The sequence below is a fragment of the Stenomitos rutilans genome (assembly GCF_059505485.1).
In genome coordinates this window covers 1-17284 of sequence record NZ_JCACKR010000129.1, presented here as the reverse complement: position 1 = coordinate 17284, position 17284 = coordinate 1, and the positions used below count along the sequence as shown (strand labels likewise).

Sequence of the window (17284 nt, the reverse complement as noted above, 5' to 3'; positions counted from 1 at the left end):
CACAGCCGAAACTCTAGCTAAGCATAACTGCTCTAATTCGTTCACGTTTGAACAGGCTGATCAAATTTGTAGCAGACGAAAGCAGAAAATAGGCAAATGTGGATCAATTGTTTGAAGGTTTGCTAGCCGATCGCGCCTCTGGTTGCAAAGATGCCGTTGAGCCTGCATCCGCCTGTGTCTAGCTTAATCCCGAAGCGGGGGATCGTGAGAAAGAACACTCCGAGTCACAACCTGAGATTGCTTGCTGTACATAGCATCCAGCGTCCCTTTGATTGTCCCAGCGATCGGCACTGCAACCAGAACTCCCAGGAAACCTGCCACTTGAAGCCCAATAAGCAGTGCGAGGAAGATGACGATCGGGTTCAGTCCGGTAAAGTTGCCCATCATGCGTGGCGCAAGGACATTATCGCGAATCTGCTGGACAATGGTTGCAGCCAGGCCGACCCAAACCGCCAAGCCAAAATCTTGCAGCATGATCAGCAAGGTCACTAACCCAATACCCAGCGTCGCGCCAATGAAGGGGATCAATTCAGCAACGCCGATCAAGAGGGCAAACAACAGGGCAAAGGGAACCTTGAGGACCAAAAAAATGGGAATCAAAACAGCGGTCATGAAAATGGCTAACAGCAGTTGGCTAATGAAAAAGTTCTGAAAATTTAGCCGCAGCGAAACGCCTAAGGGAATCCCGATATGGGGCGGTAACAGATGAATGAGTCCATGCCAGAGGCGATCGCCGTACAGCAGCATGTAAAACGCCAGCACCAGCACCAGGATGCTGTCAATGAGGCCCCCCACTGTACCTAGCGCTAGCCCCAACGCCTGCCCCGCCAGCAGTTGAATCTGGCTCTCAATTTGGGCGTTGATGCGACCTGTCAGGCTTTGCAAATCCATTGACAAGTTGCGTGTTTTGGCCCAGTTGTCGAATGATTGGAGATTATGACGGCTCGCTTCTAGCCACCCTGGAATCGAATCTCGCAGTAAGGTGGTCTGCTGGATTAAGAGCGGCACCAACGTCACGCCCACAATCACTAGCAGCGTGAAGGTGATGAGCAGCACTACGGTAACAGCTTGGGGTCGCGTCATATGGGCACGCTCGAAGAACTGTACAGAGTAGTTCAACAAGAAGGCCAAAATCGCCGCGATCGCAAAGAGCGTAATCAGATGCTCAAAGTAACGGAATACCTGGGATAGCAGCCAGATATTTAACGCCACGATCGGGCCGCTCAGACCGAAAATCAATAAACGCTGGAGTTTGGCTGAACGGCGCATCGCAAAACCTGTCGCAAAGGCTTTCTAGCAGAAGTGTACAATCCAACTTGCCATAAAACGACACGTTCTGGAGTAAGGTCGAGACAGTCTTTCATCTGTCAAAGTGCGGAGCTTTCCTCTAAAGGTGCCGGATGCGAATGGTGCCAAAACCAAGTGTTTGGTCTAAACCTTCAGACGGTTGGATGGTTTTCGGGTGCTGCTGGTGAACGTGGGTCCTTTAAAAAGCGTCCGATCAGGATGACAAGGACGATCGCCAGGGTGCCAATTCCCAGTGGACTAGGCAGCCAGAACACCACTTCGAGCTGATTCAATTCGCCAGGCACCAATTGCCACACTAGCGTTTTTCCAGACGGATCGCTGTTGGGTGCCTTACTATTCGCAGCAGTCAGGCTTTTCGCACCCCAAGGCGTCTGCAACCGAAATTCCAGATCAACCAGAGAGGTGGGACTCAGTAACAAACTGCCGCTTGACGATCGCACCCCCAGCGATCGTAGATCCAACTCATACCGAAGGTGATTGCGCTCGACCAGCAATAAATTACTGTTCGCCAGGGTAAAGCGGGAAGCAATTGGTGGCAGCGCAATCGCGGCAGCAGGGCTATCTTTTTCTAATGAGCTAAAAAACTGGTTGAACTTTCTCTCTAAATCACCGCTGCTTGTAAATGGAATGGTCACAAGTAGATCGTTATCTGGCAGGTGCTCGATGCGCCCGCCGAGCTTCTGACTCCGCTGCTCAATCAGCTTCAGCCATTGCTGAGCCGTGGTACCACTCAACTGTTGCAGCCGTTCTTCTAGCTGGATGTGCTGCGTAAACTCCCCCCGGTTGGGGCTGTCAAACCGAACGCCCACGTCGTACCGCACGCAGCCAGACAGCAATAGTGAGAGCAGCAGCATTAACCAAACTTGACTCGATCGATGAAAGGCGCGGGTTAGAACCTGTTGCGATCGACGGATCAGAACCTGTAGGAGTTGTGGTGTGCGGATACCGCTCGTTAGCGTCATGGGTTTCGGGAGTAGAAACAACAGCTTACGAGAGTTCAGCATACGCGAAGATCCGCAAAAAGGAGGCGTTGCTACATGAACCACAGCAGTCCGCCCAGCAAGAGGACTGCTGCACCGAGCGCCACCCAAACAAAGCGGTTATCTTGCGTACTGACTTGACTGGGATCAACCACCGTTTCAAGCTGAAAGGCTGGCTTCTCAGGCGGCTTGGTCGGCGAGATTGTGCCAGCAGCGGTGCGATCGCGCTCATCTCGATCGCCTAAAGCAGTCAAGTCAGGAATTTGGGTCAACCACTCTGGACGAGTCGTTAACCGAGGTGCTTCCAGGATGTAGAGAAGGCGACGACCCTGTTTGCGAATTTGTAGATCTGGATGGCGGCTCACCTCACGGCAAAGTGCGAGTGCGTCCGATCGTTGCCCCAACGCTTCATAGGCCGTCACCAACCAGATTTGCACTTCGCCGCCGAAGCGAGTCATCGGCGGCACCAGTGTATTTGCAGACTCTAGAGACTGCACTGCTTTGCGGTATTCACCCCGTTCAAAGGCGGCTTTGCCAGCCTGATAGTCGGCTCTAGCCGTGTCGATGGCATCTGAACTCACAAGCGTTAAAGAAGACGTGGACAACAAGATGGTTGGAAAAGCGTTCTTAAACCAAACGGGATTTAAGCTGTCTGGGATTTAAATTGTCTGCCTCGTTTCCTCCATTCTATCGGAACACGTTAGGCTAGAAAGTAGTCCTGAGTTAAGAGGGATCGCAGTGAGCACTTACGGTTTCATGCTGCGGCCAATCAGGTAGTGAAGGTTGCGTCGATCATGTATGGTTCCTTCTTGAGTGGTAAAACCGATGACTAAACCTCCCCTGCAATGGTGTAAAGCAGCCGCACCTCAACAATTTTTTCATTTGCCGTTTTCTCTTGCTGCGGGTGCATCCATCCTGCTGACTGCAATTTGGCTGGCTACGTGGATGCCTGCTGCAAATGCCAGACCATTCATTCGGGTGCAGAACAACAGCTCTCCCAACGCAGGATCGGTCATCAATTTTCCGCCCGTTGTCCCCTTTGGCGGTTCGATCTACAATCCTGTGCAGACGATCGTGCAGCCTGGCTATGGTAGCGGTCTTTCCGTGCAAATTGGGACTCCTAGCAACTATCCATCGAGTGGCTATTCGTCGCAATATATTTATCGTCAGCCGGGTAATGTCCAGTATCGGGGTAACGTAAATAACTCAGTGTTGATTAATCCCACGGTGATTAACAGCCCGATTCGTAACTCAACGTTGGTTAATCCGACGATCGTCACCGCGCCCTATGCGCCTTACTACAACACTCAAACCGTAACGACAACGACTCGACCAGAACCAGAGGTCTACATCGATCCGCAGTATGGAGTGCGCTATCGATCGCCTTCTGCCACCTCTGTGCAGCCGATCATTGTTTACCCGCAGATCATTTATCCCCAGAGCAATCCTTAGCGCGATCGCTGAGCCGCACCCGCCAAATGAAGCAGCGTCACTTCCCAAACCAGTCGAGGTTGGACGCTACGCAAAAGGTGTAAGCGCGCCTGTTCTAATAAACTGACCGATGCAGGGTTTGGCTGTTGAGCCGTGCAGCTTTGCTGCCAGTAGGTTTGTTGCAGATAACCGATCAGCCAGCGCTGAGAGTCTGACTCTAACGTTTTGTCAATATCGCGAGCAAGGCTCAGGGCTTCTCGAAATGTGCGTGGTGGAGTGGTAACAGCTTGTAAAAGCTCTGCGGGAATTGCCTGAAGCTGCTGCCAGTGCTCGATCGCGGCACCGGGGCTACCCTGAGCCAACTGCAATACGTCAGGCTGCTGCAGCATCTCACCATGTCCCGATCGCTGAAGCACTTGCGCCATACCATTTGCTGTCAACCCGTAAAACGGGATGCGCTGGCAGCGAGAAACGAGCGTTGGTAACAACGACTCGACTCCGGGGGCAATCAGAATAAGCGTTGCTTGACCAGGTTCTTCGAGCGTTTTTAGCAGTCCATTAGCCGCGCCTTCTGCCATTGTCTCTGCCTGATCAATCACGACAACCGATCGCGCGGCTTCTAGCGGTGCACGCGAGAGAAAGCGGGCAATATCGCGCACTTGCTCAAGCCGCACAACAGGGTGTGATTTCGGCTTCAGGCCCGCTTCCGTCGCCTCTGCGATCGAGAGCCGCTTGCCCTGATGCAAATACGTCGGCTCAACCCACAACAAATCGGGATGGTTGCGCTCTTGAATGCGACGCTGTAATGCTTTGGGAGGGGCGATCGCGGACGTTTCTGTGGTGAATAGGAGCGATAGAAAACACTCAGCCGCCAGTCGCCTTCCCACGCCAGGTTTGCCTGCAAAGAGGTAAGCAGGGGCAATCCGATTTTTGGCAACGGCTTGAGACAGCAGTTCAACCGCCTGAGGTTGGTCGATAAGAGGCGCGAAAGGAGACATGGAGAGGTAAAGGATGAAGTCTAAAGGATAAAGAATGAACCGTTTTTAGCCTTTATCTTTTATCCTTTCCACACCGTACCATTCACTAAACTTTTGGCTTAAAACTGCCTGAATTTGTTCAGCGACTTCGGTTTCGGGAGGAGAGGCATCGATATGGGTGATCCGTTGAGGATAACGTTGAGCAAGTTCGGTAAAGCCCTGCTGAACGCGGTGGTGAAAAGAAACATCGGCTTGCTCAATGCGATCGAGGGTGCCACGTTGACGAGTTCTTGCCAGCCCTGTTTCAGCATCCAGGTCAAGCCAAAGAGTGAGGTCACTTTCTAGTCCACCCGTTGCAATATCGTTGAGCTGACTAATCAGTTTAAGGTCGATACCACGTCCGTAGCCCTGGTAAGCGATCGTGGAATCGGTGTAGCGATCGCACAAAATCAGGGTGCTCTGGTGCAATTGTGGGGTTAAGTAGCCGTCTACGTGCTGAGCGCGATCGGCAGCATAGAGCAATAATTCAGCGCGACTTTGCATAGCTTCCGCTATAGATTGTTCCAGCAACAGTTGGCGTACCTTTACGCCCAAGTCAGTGCCGCCCGGTTCGCGGGTCGTGATGAGCTGTGACACATAGCCTTTTGCCTGTAGCAACGATTGCCAGCCGCTGTCGATGAACCATTGCTGCGATCGTTTCAGTTGAGTTGTTTTACCACAGCCTTCAACGCCCTCGAAGACAATTAATTTTCCGCGCATAGTGCCTCTGAAACGGACATGGAAACCTTTATCGCTATTGCAGTCAGCTATTAACCTTCTACCTTCTGCCCTTTACCTTTTTCTGTCTCCTAAATTCTTAATTCTATTTTTAAGTTGGCTGTAACAACCTACATGCACCCAAATCAAAGGCAGTATAGTTCGAGCCGTTTAAATAACCAGGCTTGTTATGCTGAATGAACGATATGATAGCGAAGTCTTAGTGTCACGCGTCCGGGGTTTGTCATGGCTCGTTATACCTGCCTATTTACCGTTGCAGCATCTGTAGGAGACGTCCAGAGCTTACTGAGCGAGACGTTGGAATCTTGCAACTTTGATATCATCTACGAAACAGATGATTATTTGATGGCGCGTGAAGTACCTGGTAATGTTGCGTTTTCTAAGCTTGTGACTGTCGAAGTGTTAGTGGATAAAACGCTAGCGACTGATCGCGAAGTGCGAATGAGCTTTGTCATCAAAAATGAAGAATTGCCTCTCCAAATTAACAATCACTGTCGGCGCATGTACGAACTGGTGAGTCAGGCGATCGCCGATAATCGCCAGTGGCGTTTGATTGATACGGTCGCTGGTTGACTTTTTTAAGCTGCATGATTGCGTAGCTGGATTTTAGCTATGCGATCAACTCCGGGCTGTTTTCAGTGACTACAGTTCGACAAGGTTTTACATGCTGTCCTCCTAGAGACAGAAGTCCTATCACTTACAGTACTTTGTCCCTGGCTAGATCACGACCATCGCTTCATGTGTCGGTTAGGGTCTCTTCTTTATGGTAGGAGGTGAGCAAAATCCTCACGCTCAAATGGGTAGAGACGTTGCCAAGTACGTCTCTACCTTCATTAAAAGCAAACGGACTGGGGCACGATCGCGCTCCCGCTCATACCAGGCCAAATTGAGAGGACATATCTTGTCAGGGTGTTCAAGTTGTCCCATCTAGCGCTTGATTTGTACCGCTTCTCTCACAAGCTGATATAGCGTTAAAGCTGCCTGATGCGGTTTCTGTAACGTGATGTCTTGTCTGTACCGCTAGGAAACTAGTGGAAGATTAGTGTGGCAATTTTGCTCTGGTGTGGCATGAGACCGCGATCGCGTGCTGTCCGTTGATCACACTAATGCAGACGCAACGAATGAAACCGCTCAACGTTCTGACGCTTTTTCCCTTTACCTTTCTCCTCGCCGTTATCCAGGTTGCGATCGCCCAGGCTGCCCAGCCGCTTGATCCACTCAATCCAGCAGTCGTCGATCGCCTAAATCCCAGTGCTAACCCGCTTCTACGTCCCAGCCAGCCTGAGGAGGTCTCAATCCAGCTAAAGCAGCCGATTACGCTACAGCAAGCACTTGAGTTAGGTCTCCGCAATAACAAAGAGGTTCAGGTGCAACGGCTCACCGTGGAGCGCTATCGAGCCTCCTTACGAGAAGCGCAGGCGGCATCCTATCCTACTCTCACGCTAGAACCAACATTAGTGCGATCACGATCGGCAAGCGACACTTCTAGAACAGTCAGCAGCACTTTTAGCAGCACCCTTAGCCTTAGCTATGACCTCTTTACGGCAGGCCAACGTCCAGCCGCCATTCGAGTAGCAGCGCTCAACGTTCGCAATCAAGAGCTGGAGCTTGAGCGCCTGACGATCCAGAATCAGGTTGATATCGCTACGGCTTACTATAACAGCCAACAAGCTGATGAAAGCGTTCGCATTCAGGCATCTGCCGTTGCTAATGCTGCACAGAGTCTTCGGGACACACAAGCTCAGGAAACTGCTGGACTTGGCACTCGTTTTGATACCTTGCAGGCACAAGTCACTCTGGCAAATGCCAGGCAAGATCTCGTCAGCGCTCAGGCAACGCAGGAGATTAATCGTCGCCAACTAGTGCAGATATTGTCTTTGGGGCAAGCAGTCACCGTTTCGGCTGGCGATCCGGTTGTTGTGGGTGCGTCGTGGAATCTCTCTCTGGAAGAGAGCATTGTCTTAGCGTTCAAAAATCGCGCTGACCCCGAACAGCAGTTAGTTCTGCGTGAGGCCAGCCAGCAGCAACGGCGATCGGAACTGGCCGCGATCCGACCAACGGTTTCGCTGGCAACTGAGTACGAGGTGCTGAAATATTTGGACTCTAACAGCGGCTTTACGGATGGGTATAGCGTTTCTGGCACGGTAAGCTGGACAGTCTTTGATGGAGGTGCAGCAAAAGCCAGAGCCAGACAACAAGAACGCAATGTCGAGATTTACGAGACGCAGTTTGCCGATAAGCTCAATCAAATTCGCTATGCCGTTGAAGAAAACTACGCGAATCTGCGATCGAACCTGGAGAATATCAAAACCACCGAAATTGCGGTTGGTCAAGCGCAAGAGGCACTGAAACTAGCTCGCCTGCGCTATCAGGCAGGCGTTGGCACTCAGACCGATGTGATTAGCGCTGAAACAAGCTTAACGCAAGCAGAAGGCAACCGGGTAAATGCCATTATCGGCTACAACCAGTCGCTCGCTTCTCTCACAGGAGCCGTCGGTTATCCGCTGTCTAGATGAGTTGTCTAGAAGAAATGTCGAAATGAAACCGGAGACCAGTGGAGCTTGAACTCACCACGATCGCATTTTAGACAACGTTTTGTTACTCAATGAAGGACATATCTTAGGTCTAAAAGCATTCTGCGTAGTCTTCTTCGCTCCTGAATTCTGCTGTATTTGTACCATGAATGGGTATAGCGAATGGTACAGTCTGCATGAGAGGGTTTTTGAGGAATTAGGATATGAAGGCGCAGGTTTTTCGAGGCGTGAATCAGCTTAGCTACGAAGAAATTCCTACACCAGAGATTGCATCTGACGAGGTACTAGTGCAGGTGCGCGTGGTGGGGCTATGTCAGTCCGATATCAAGAAAATTCGCTACCCCCTCTACAATCCACCGCGTATTTTTGGGCATGAAACGGCAGGAACGATCGCGGCGGTTGGCCTTGATGTACAGGGCTGGCAAGTGGGCGATCGGGTAGTGGTACTCCATCACATTCCCTGTATGCACTGCGCGTACTGCCTGAATGACAACTTCTCCATGTGCGATGTGTATAAGAACATCACCACAACCGCAGGCTTTGCGCCCAGTGGTGGTGGATTTGCCGAGTACGTAAAGGTGCCGGGTCACATCGTTCGTAGTGGTGGACTGGTGACAATCCCGGACGACGTGACGTTTGAGCAAGCCAGTTTTGTGGAGCCGACTAACTGCTGCCTGAAGGCCGTGAAAAAGGCCCAGATTGCTCCTGGTCAAACGGTGCTGATTACGGGCGCAGGGCCGATCGGGCTGATGTTTATTATGCTGGCGAAGTATTTTGGCGCACGGGCGATCGCCACTGACCTGTTACCCACCCGTATCGAAAAAGCCCTGAGTATTGGTGCTGATGCCGCCTTCGATGCCCGCGATTCCGATCTAGCTGCCAAAATTCACGGCATGACTCACGGTATGGGTGTCGATACCAGCATCTTGGCTGTACCCAGTGATAAAGCCTTCTTTCAAGCGCTGGACTGCACGCGCAAGGGCGGCAAGATCCTTTTCTTTGCTGAGTTTCCCGATGAGCTAGAAATCCCCATCAATCCCAACATTCTCTATCGGCGTGAAATTGATCTCATGGGCAGCTACAGCTCATCCTTTCGGGTGCAGGCTCTAGCAGCGGACATTGTGTTCAATAAGCGGATTGATGTGGATGCGCTGGTGAGCGATCGCTACCCGCTCAAAGACCTGTCAGCCGCCGTTGATCAAGCTGTTTCACCTGGCCCTGATACCTACAAAATCCTGATTTATCCCTGACTTTCCCATCAGCAACTTACTCAATAAACTTGATTAGTCGGACTTTGGGTTCCTTCACCTGGCTGTACCGCTCTGCCATTGCTTCGATCTGAGCCAGTTGACCCAGCGCCAAACCGCATGGGCTACCATACTTTGCCCGTACCCGATCGCTGGCAATGTGGAGTGCTGTGCGCGATCGTTCAATAAAATCCGTCAACGCATACTCGCTACCGGGCGTGAAATATTCCTTCACAATTAAGGATGGTGAGTAGCACGTTGTCTGGGAACGATCTGGTAGCTCAATCTGAAAACGGATTTCGGGCATGGGTGAAATTAGTTGTTAGTTGTTGGTTGTTAGACAAGTGAGAAAGCAGGGGAGGCAGGGGAGGCAGGGGGAGCAGGGGAAGAGAGTTGTGAGTTGTGAGTTAGTTCTGCCTTCTGCCTTCTGCCTTCTGCCTCCTAAACTTATAGCGAAGCTAAAAAAGCTGACCGCTGAAAGCTTTCCTTTCATCCCTCATCCTTTCCCTGCCGCCTTAACAACTCATCATAATGAACTAGATGCATTCTCGCGGAAGCTTGCCAGGAGTAATGCGGCAGAATAACCTGGCTGTTTTGCACAAGCTGATGGGCAAGGTTGGGAGAGAGGATCGATCGCATTGCCTGCGCGATCGCATTCGATGATAGAGGATCAATGAGTAGCGCCTGGGTTTCGGTGAGGAACTCGGTAAAGGGTGGTTGGTTGGCGGTGATGACAGGAATGCCGCTGGCGATCGCTTCTAGCACAACCAAGCCCCAGCCTTCTTTTACAGAGGGAAACACAAAGGCATCTGCAAGACGGTAGAGTGCAGGCAAGTTAGCATCGGGGATCACGCCAGGTAGCAGAAGCTGTTTACCGACAATCACGCTCAGTTTGGCTGCCAGCGCAAAAAACTCGTCACGATAAGCCTGGTAGTCAAACAGAGTTGCACCCCCTGCAATGATTAATTGAGCCTGCGGATAAGAGTCTAGAGTTTGGCTAAAAGCTTGCAGCAGCGCGATCGAGTTCTTGCGTGGTTCGATGCCACCAACCGTTAAGTAAATGGGTTCTCCACAGATTCCCAAATGTCCTTTGAGCAACTGTTCTGAACCATCGAGCGCTGCCGAAAAGCGCTGGGTACTCACCCCGTTGATGATCCTCGGCGCATGAATCTGATACTGCTGCTGGAGTTCGGTCTGCCAGCGCGTACTGACGCAGAAACACAGGTCGGGATCACGGATGGAGCGCTCCTGACACTGTTGTAAATAGGGGCTGTTGTAGTCCTCAATATGATGGACTGTGCGGATGTAATGGGGAATCTGCTCACGTTGGCGCAAACTCGCTAGAGCATTCGCACCGATGCAGTCTTGGGCGTGATAGCAGTCGTACTGATCGTCCATCTCACTAAAAAACGCATCAAACTCTTGGATGCGCTGCTGGATGAGAGCATCAATGCTATCTGGCGCTGGCTGTGCAGGAATGAGTTTGACCATACAAGAAAGGGGACGATCGAACCCTGAGCCATCTTTAGCCAGTGCATAAACGCAAACTGTGTGACCAATTGCATGCAGTGTTTCTGCTAGCTCTAGCGTATGCACAACGCTCCCTCTTAGCTTGGTTGAATAGGTCAACAGCGCAATGCGGAGGGGCTGTTCAGTCATAGATGCCTTTGCTCTTACGGCTGTTCATACTGTTCGTAGGCAGCAACAATGCGCTGTACTAAAGGATGGCGAACCACATCGGCTTTAGACAGATGACAAAAAGCAACGCCTTCAACCGATCGCAGAATTTTTTCAGCGACAGCTAATCCCGATGCCTGATAATTAGGCAAATCAGTCTGAGTCAAATCGCCAGTCACCACCATACGCGAGCGAAAGCCCAGACGCGTGAGCAGCATCTTCATCTGCGAGGGAGTCGTATTCTGGGCCTCATCAAGAATGACAAACGCATTGCTTAGGGTACGACCGCGCATGTAGGCGATCGGGGCAATTTCAATTACGCCACGCTCCATGAGCGCAGGGATTTTTTCTGGATCAATAAATTCATACAGGGCATCGTAGAGGGGGCGCAGATAAGGATTGACCTTTTGCTGCAAGTCTCCAGGCAAAAAGCCCAGTTTCTCACCTGCTTCTACGGCTGGGCGTGTCAGGATCAGACGCTCATAGTCATTGGCTAACAGTGCTTGCACCGCTAAGACGGCTGCCAAAAAGGTTTTTCCCGTCCCGGCTGGGCCAATGCAAAAGGTCAGATCGTGGGTGCGAACGGCTTGGATATACTGCCGTTGCCGAAACGTTTTCGCACGAATGTCCTCACCACGACGAGTATGCGCCAGCACATCTTGCCGCAACTCACGTAGTTCGTCCTGCTGTTGAGTATCGATCGCATGACGAGCGGTGAGAATATCAACCCCAGAAATCGTGGTACCGCTGCTCCAAATCTCCTCAAGAGCGTTTACCAGGCGAGTTGCCAAGTCAATTTGATTGTCTGTACCAGAGATGCGTAGCTCCTGTCCTCGCAAGACCAACGTCGCGCCAGTTTGTCGAGCCAGAGTTTTCAGGTTTTCTTCTCGCTCACCAGCAAGAGCGATCGCGCTTTCGATACTGGGCAATTCGACGGTAAGAGCCTCTACCATGCAGTCAATTATGCGTTAGTCAATCACGGGGGGTTCCCACTACTATAGACAAAAACACCTGATTCCTTCACTTTTCAAGGTTTAGCGGGCGCTTCGTAGCCCGCGTACCGTTACCTCTGCTCGAATCACTTAATAAGACAAACCCCGGTTACTGGGCAACGTCTGGAGGTGTGGCACGCGATCGTAGCTTGGGTGGCTCTTTTACCCCTGAAGACCGACGTGGCGGCGGTTTGTCAATCACGTCCTCGCGATCGTGATCCCCATCATGCCCCTGAGCAGAGCTGCCAAACACATCCAAATAAGCAGAGTAACCTGCCAACTGAGCGGCGGCTTCTAGCACCGAGCGAATGGCTTGAATGTTGCGCCCACCGCGCCCAAACACGCGCCCCTTGTCTATACCCTCAAACGCTACGCGCACCCAAACCTTACCCCGGTTGGGCGAAATCTCGCAGTCTACCTTGAGAGACTCAGGCTGCTCTAAAAACGGCTCGACCAAAAACCTGACCAGTCCTGCATAGTCTGGCTCGGTTGCTTGAGAGGCATAGGGTTTGGTATTCGTCTCAGGCATTGACCTGTTCAAAAACGTTAGCTTTTTGCAGAATGCTACGGACTGTGTCTGTGGGCTGTGCCCCGTCTTTCAGTCGCTTGACGATCGCGGGAACATCTAACCGGGTTTCGTCCGTTCTGGGATTATAGAAGCCCAGTTCTTCCAGGGGACGACCATCGCGGCGATCGCGACTATTCATCGCCACAATCCGGTAGCTTACTTCACGCTTCTTGCCGTAACGCTTTAATCGCAGTTTGATCATGGTACTGTGCGGATTCTCTTTATCGCTAAACAAATGAGTCTTACTGAGCAAGCTTGGTCTTTATCAGCTTTCCGCTGTGGACAGCAAAAACTTGACAAGCAGCTCGGATTAATGATCATATCACGAACAGGTTTTGCCGCACTTCATCTGGCTAAATATCAGTAATTCTCAGTATGGAAATTTAACCAGGACTTACGCAAATTCTCTAAAAATAGCCCACAGCCCCCAAATTTTGGGGGAGCAAGCACTCAAAGTCCCCCAGAATTGGGGGATTTAGGGGGCGACTGCGTAAGTCCTATACGCTTGATCTTGAAGCCTTCCTGAGTATCAATCATCGCAAATGGCATTTGTCGTCGATAATGGCAGTAGAGTTTCGGGGCAGATTTGTGACGAACAAGCGCAATCGCTGGCTTATCAATGTGGTTCTTATTTTAGCCGTCGTCGCTTTCGTGGGTTTCTCGTTGATCCCGCTGATTGAGGCAGCCTTTAAGGGCAACCAGCCGCAAACGGCTGTCAGTCCCAGTCCAGTTCAATCTGCGAGCGCAACGCCGAAAAAGGAAGAACTGGAAGCGCAGGCAAAGGGCTATGAGCTGGTGTTGCAGCGGGAACCAGACAACCCAACTGCCCTGCGTGGGCTACTGGAAGCGCGGTTGGGGCTAGGCGATGTCAAGGGTGCGATCGCCCCCCTGGAGAAGTTGGCAAAGCTCAACCCGAACGAAACGGAGTATGCCATTCTCTTAGCGCAGGCAAAGCAGCAAACCAATGATGCCGAAGGTGCCGCTCAGACCTACCGGGACATTTTGAAAACAAAACCGGGCGATCGCAACGCGCTTCAGGGGCTGACCAATCTGCTCCTGCAACAAAACCGTCCAGAAGCCGCTGTTGGTTTACTGCAAGACACGATTAAAACTGCGCCACAGGCAAATAAAATTCAGGCAAACAGCGTGGATGTTGGCTCCGTTCAAGTGATTTTAGGACAAGTGTATGCCTCGCAGAAACGCTATGATGAAGCGATCGCAGTCTTTGATGAAGCTGCCAAAGGCAATAAGCAAGATTTTCGTCCCGTACTCGGTAAAGCCTTGATCCTGAAAGAGCAGGGTAAAACAGACGCGGCGAAGCCACTATTTGCCAGCGCGGCTGAGTTGGCTCCGGCACAGTACAAAGACCAGATTAACAAGCTAGCGAGTGCACCGTCTCCAGGCGCAACACCGTCCCCAGGTGCCACCGCCCCAACCGCAGTGCCCAGCTCAACCCCCAGTACTGCACCAGTACCATCTCCTTGATTCCGATCAAGTGAAAATATGTTGAGTGGCTTAGATGCCTTTGAACCCCATTTCTGCTTCGATCGCCTGTGCTGCTGGAATAGCATCGATCATAGTTGTGGCACGGCTCTGCGCTTTCTGAAGCCCAATCTGCCCCAAAAACAACCCTAGCAGGATGACACCGCCGCCAATGTACTGAGCGCGTGTAGGAACTTCACCCAAAATTAGGTACGCCGCCAGAATGCCAAAGATCGGCGCAAACGATCCCACGATCGAGGCGGTCGAAACTGAGGAAGCACGTAAGCCAGTTAGCCAAAAGGTTTGCCCTACAACGACGATCACGCCACCATACAGCAGCATCCATTGCCATAGAAACGGCGCAAACGCTCCCATAAAATGGTCGGAACCGTAAAGCACGATCGCAGCAATGAAAAAAATCACGGTTCCCAACCCAGTCCGAGTAAGACTGAAAACGCCCAGCGGCACTTTAGACAGCCGTTTTTTGCCAAGAATGGTAGAAGTTGATAGTGCGATCGCGCCTGCTGCTGCCAGCAGTTCACCCACCCCAAGATGGAATGCTCCTACTTGCATCATCGGTTCTCTGGCTGGTTGTAAAAGCACCGTTAGGGCCACTCCGATAAACGCCGCGATCGCGCCCATCAGTTCCCACCGATTCACGCGATCGTGCAAAAGCCACAGGGATAATGCCAGCGTTAAGGGGGGTTCTAACCGACTAATCAAAACCACATTGGTGACTGGAGTCAGTGCCAACGCCTGAAAAATCAAGCCAGGAGCCAAGGCACCTGATAAAACTGCGACTGCCGCTAACCCACGCCACTCTTCCTTTGTGCGTTGACTAAGCATCGTCCAGCGCCACTGCTGTCTGTGAATGATGGCAAAGATCAGCAAAGCACAGAGATTACCAACAAACAAAACATTACAGAGTGAAATCGGATTTTTCCCACCAACAAAATTTTGAGCACCAATGTCGGTGATTTTGCGGGTTACAGCACTTGAAGCGCCAAAAATCAGTACCGCCACCCAGAGATAGGCTTGCCCAGGAATTTGATGCCTTAATTGACGTAAGGGTGTTGCTCGCTGGGGAGAAGAGTGCGTCATGGTGATCGTGCAACTAAAATGACCGTTTTTAGAACGAAGCAACGTGGTTAGAGCGGGTGCTGGGTGGGGAGTACCGAGTGTTGTAAAGATCAAGAAGAACGGCTATAAGTCTTTAATGGCAAGTATTCCACAGGTGGATGCCAACGGCTGACAGTGAATCAAAGGTCAGGGACAAAGTAGCATCATACCGATGGAGCGATCGAGTTGTATGAATGAGTCATATTGAGTCAATAGAGTTGAAAGATAAGTATTTGAGCGTAATTGTTTGTCAGTAAGAGGATGGTAGGAAGGCAACCAATTCTCTATCAAAACTTTAGTAAAACCACACCCAAGTGCATCAGTTTCTCAGCAAAAACTAATCTTTCCATTAGATCACCATCATTCTCTCGAAAAGGCATTCGCTAAAGTAGAGATATCCTCTCTTAACCAGCATTTTTCAGTTGAGTTGGGTAATGGGTGATGCTTTATCCTTCATCAGGAAACCGTTGCCCAAACCCACCTGATCATCAAAATCGTTACTATGGTTTTCTACGCCGTCTTAATAAAAGAAACGGGTCGTCTCTATTAGATTTGTCAATGCAACCGATTCAAAAACTCTGGGAGGCAATTCGCCAACTCAAGCAAAGGCAACTCGACCCTGCATCACTTCAGTTTCGCTTAACTGTAGAAATTGCTGCGCTTTCAGTCATGTGCTTGGCTTGTGTTGCCATCTGGACAAGCTGGAAAATGCAGCAACTTTTAATTACAACGCATACCCAAAGTGTGGAATATATTGCTACCCGCTTTCCCCGCGACGTGGAGCTTTATAGCGAAATGCTGCCTGTGGAAACAGGGTTGCAAAAGACGATTAACAATGTTTCTGTGCCGGGTTTGGTCATTTGGGTGAAAAGCATCGATAGGAAGCAGGTACTCGCCCAATCAACGGGGATGGATTCTGCGTTTACAGCGACAGATGAACTGATGTCTGTGGCAGAAATGCCTCTGAAGCCCCAGGTCTACAAAGTTGGCAGTCGATTTTTGATTTTGTATCAGGGGGCTGTCACCGTCAAAGGAAAGCTGTTAGGCAAAGTTTACATGGCGCAGGATGTCACCGCAGATCAGCGCCAGTTAATTGCGGCGGTGCAGGGGTTAGCGATCGTCTGCATTTTGGCAACGTTTGTGACGATGGCGGCGATCGCGCAGCGCATTCGGCGATCGTTGCAACCGCTAGAAGATATGAACCAGGTAGCCGGGGCCATCTCAGCAGAGGATTTAAGCAAAGCCAGGTTACAGCTCAGCCATGCTCCGACTGAGGTTAAAGAACTGGCTCAGTCGTTTAATATGATGCTGTCGCGGCTTTCGGATGCGTGGGAGCAACAGCGTCAGTTCGTCGGCAATGTTTCTCACGAATTACGCACACCGCTGACCGTTGTATTGGGCTATTTGCAAAGTCTACTCAGGCGCAGCACAAACTTAAATGACTATCAAAAAGAGGCCTTAGAAACTGCCGCCTCGGAGGCTGATCGCACCGTGCGGTTGCTTCAGGATTTACTCGATCTAGCGCGAGCCGATAGCGGTTACGCGCATTATTTTTTAGAACCAGTACTCCTTAATGATCTCGCGTCTGAAGTAGCAGGCATGGCCGAAAAGTTTAGCAATCGATTGATTCAGGTTGACGCCAAAGGTGATGTAGAAGCGATCGCCGATCGCGATCGACTGAAGCAAGTGTTGATCAACTTAATTGATAATGCGGTGAAATATTCAGAACCGGATCGATCCATTGTTTTGAGCCTGGAGCAAACAGACCATCACGCCATCATTCAGGTATGCGATCGGGGGGTTGGCATTCCGCTGCAAGATCAGAGCCGTGTGTTTGAGCGCTTTTATCGAGTTGATGAAGCCCGTGCCCGCTCTACAGGTGGGCATGGGTTAGGGTTAGCCATTGTGAAAACACTGGTCGAAGGGATGAACGGCAGCGTCACGGTGCGTTCAAAACCAGGAGAAGGAAGCGTATTTGCGATCGTCTTGCCAGCAACTTAATGTCTCAAAGGGCTGGTTGGCTGACAAATCTTTTCGCGATCGCCTGCCCCGCCCTGCACTTTCAGTGCGGGCTAATGGAAGGAAATCCTCTAAAGAGGACTGCAAACCTCTTTCAACCCGTTTTAACGAGTTTTACAACCCACATTCCGCACTTCCAACTGGCACAAAAGGATTAAACCCCCTCAACACAG

Annotated in this window: 18 protein-coding genes; 6 read left to right on the top strand and 12 right to left on the bottom strand. The window is 51.1% G+C overall.

Annotated elements, in window-relative coordinates; all coding sequences use genetic code 11:
• Nucleotides 1-183: 183 nt before the first annotated feature.
• From AC5JLP_RS27355 to AC5JLP_RS27345, 3 genes are all read right to left on the bottom strand, one after another.
• Nucleotides 184-1269 carry an AI-2E family transporter gene (locus AC5JLP_RS27355; RefSeq protein WP_496071004.1) on the bottom strand — a complete coding sequence of 362 codons (1086 nt, stop codon included), beginning with the start codon at nt 1267-1269 and terminating at the stop codon, nt 184-186.
• Between the two features lie 170 nt (nt 1270-1439).
• A complete protein-coding gene (locus tag AC5JLP_RS27350; protein WP_496071003.1) occupies nt 1440-2312 on the bottom strand; it encodes a DUF3153 domain-containing protein in 873 nt (290 codons plus the stop codon).
• Between the two features lie 29 nt (nt 2313-2341).
• Nucleotides 2342-2869, bottom strand: coding sequence for a hypothetical protein (locus tag AC5JLP_RS27345; RefSeq protein WP_496071002.1), 528 nt, complete (start codon nt 2867-2869; stop codon nt 2342-2344).
• 244 nt (nt 2870-3113) lie between these two features.
• Between AC5JLP_RS27345 and AC5JLP_RS27340 the strand changes: the two genes are divergently transcribed.
• Nucleotides 3114-3740, top strand: a complete 627-nt coding sequence (locus AC5JLP_RS27340) for a hypothetical protein (RefSeq protein WP_496071001.1) — start codon at nt 3114-3116, stop codon at nt 3738-3740.
• On the opposite strand, the gene AC5JLP_RS27335 is transcribed toward AC5JLP_RS27340, so the two are convergent.
• Complete coding sequence (locus AC5JLP_RS27335; RefSeq protein ID WP_496071000.1) at nt 3737-4717, bottom strand: DNA polymerase III subunit delta'; 981 nt, start codon at nt 4715-4717, stop codon at nt 3737-3739. The genes AC5JLP_RS27340 and AC5JLP_RS27335 overlap by 4 nt on opposite strands.
• 45 nt (nt 4718-4762) lie before the next feature.
• Complete coding sequence (tmk, locus tag AC5JLP_RS27330; RefSeq protein ID WP_496070999.1) at nt 4763-5455, bottom strand: dTMP kinase; 693 nt, start codon at nt 5453-5455, stop codon at nt 4763-4765.
• Between the two features lie 243 nt (nt 5456-5698).
• Here tmk and AC5JLP_RS27325 point away from each other — a divergent pair, with 243 nt between their 5' ends.
• Nucleotides 5699-6046 (top strand): hypothetical protein, encoded by a 348-nt coding sequence (locus AC5JLP_RS27325; RefSeq protein ID WP_496070998.1) that lies wholly within the window; start codon nt 5699-5701, stop codon nt 6044-6046.
• Between the two features lie 219 nt (nt 6047-6265).
• On the opposite strand, the gene AC5JLP_RS27320 is transcribed toward AC5JLP_RS27325, so the two are convergent.
• A complete protein-coding gene (locus AC5JLP_RS27320) occupies nt 6266-6400 on the bottom strand; it encodes a hypothetical protein (protein ID WP_496070997.1) in 135 nt (44 codons plus the stop codon).
• A gap of 179 nt (nt 6401-6579) precedes the next feature.
• On the opposite strand from AC5JLP_RS27320, the gene AC5JLP_RS27315 reads away from it, so the two are divergent.
• Together AC5JLP_RS27315 and AC5JLP_RS27310 are read left to right on the top strand one after the other, a co-directional pair.
• Nucleotides 6580-7989 (top strand): TolC family protein, encoded by a 1410-nt coding sequence (locus tag AC5JLP_RS27315; RefSeq protein ID WP_496070996.1) that lies wholly within the window; start codon nt 6580-6582, stop codon nt 7987-7989.
• Between the two features lie 221 nt (nt 7990-8210).
• Entirely contained in the window at nt 8211-9257 is a 1047-nt protein-coding gene (locus tag AC5JLP_RS27310) for a zinc-dependent dehydrogenase (protein ID WP_496070995.1), read from the top strand.
• Nucleotides 9258-9273: 16 nt separating this feature from the next.
• Here AC5JLP_RS27310 and AC5JLP_RS27305 read toward each other — a convergent pair whose 3' ends face one another.
• The 5 genes from AC5JLP_RS27305 to rpsP form a co-directional block, all read right to left on the bottom strand.
• Nucleotides 9274-9561, bottom strand: coding sequence for an MSMEG_0570 family nitrogen starvation response protein (locus AC5JLP_RS27305; protein ID WP_496070994.1), 288 nt, complete (start codon nt 9559-9561; stop codon nt 9274-9276).
• A gap of 182 nt (nt 9562-9743) precedes the next feature.
• Nucleotides 9744-10913: an MSMEG_0565 family glycosyltransferase gene (locus AC5JLP_RS27300; RefSeq protein ID WP_496070993.1), complete on the bottom strand. Its 1170-nt coding sequence runs from the start codon at nt 10911-10913 to the stop codon at nt 9744-9746.
• 14 nt (nt 10914-10927) lie between these two features.
• Nucleotides 10928-11884 (bottom strand): PhoH family protein, encoded by a 957-nt coding sequence (locus tag AC5JLP_RS27295; RefSeq protein ID WP_496070992.1) that lies wholly within the window; start codon nt 11882-11884, stop codon nt 10928-10930.
• Between the two features lie 148 nt (nt 11885-12032).
• Nucleotides 12033-12452 (bottom strand): KH domain-containing protein, encoded by a 420-nt coding sequence (locus tag AC5JLP_RS27290; RefSeq protein WP_496070991.1) that lies wholly within the window; start codon nt 12450-12452, stop codon nt 12033-12035.
• Nucleotides 12445-12693 (bottom strand): 30S ribosomal protein S16, encoded by a 249-nt coding sequence (gene rpsP, locus AC5JLP_RS27285; RefSeq protein ID WP_106258368.1) that lies wholly within the window; start codon nt 12691-12693, stop codon nt 12445-12447. The genes AC5JLP_RS27290 and rpsP overlap by 8 nt, the downstream gene beginning before the upstream one ends.
• A gap of 386 nt (nt 12694-13079) precedes the next feature.
• On the opposite strand from rpsP, the gene AC5JLP_RS27280 reads away from it, so the two are divergent.
• Nucleotides 13080-13976 carry a tetratricopeptide repeat protein gene (locus AC5JLP_RS27280; RefSeq protein WP_496070990.1) on the top strand — a complete coding sequence of 299 codons (897 nt, stop codon included), beginning with the start codon at nt 13080-13082 and terminating at the stop codon, nt 13974-13976.
• A gap of 30 nt (nt 13977-14006) precedes the next feature.
• Here the strand turns inward: AC5JLP_RS27280 and AC5JLP_RS27275 are convergent, their stop codons facing one another.
• Nucleotides 14007-15074, bottom strand: a complete 1068-nt coding sequence (locus AC5JLP_RS27275) for a DMT family transporter (protein WP_496070989.1) — start codon at nt 15072-15074, stop codon at nt 14007-14009.
• A gap of 576 nt (nt 15075-15650) precedes the next feature.
• On the opposite strand from AC5JLP_RS27275, the gene AC5JLP_RS27270 reads away from it, so the two are divergent.
• Nucleotides 15651-17093, top strand: a complete 1443-nt coding sequence (locus AC5JLP_RS27270) for a sensor histidine kinase (protein WP_496070988.1) — start codon at nt 15651-15653, stop codon at nt 17091-17093.
• Nucleotides 17094-17284: the final 191 nt, after the last annotated feature.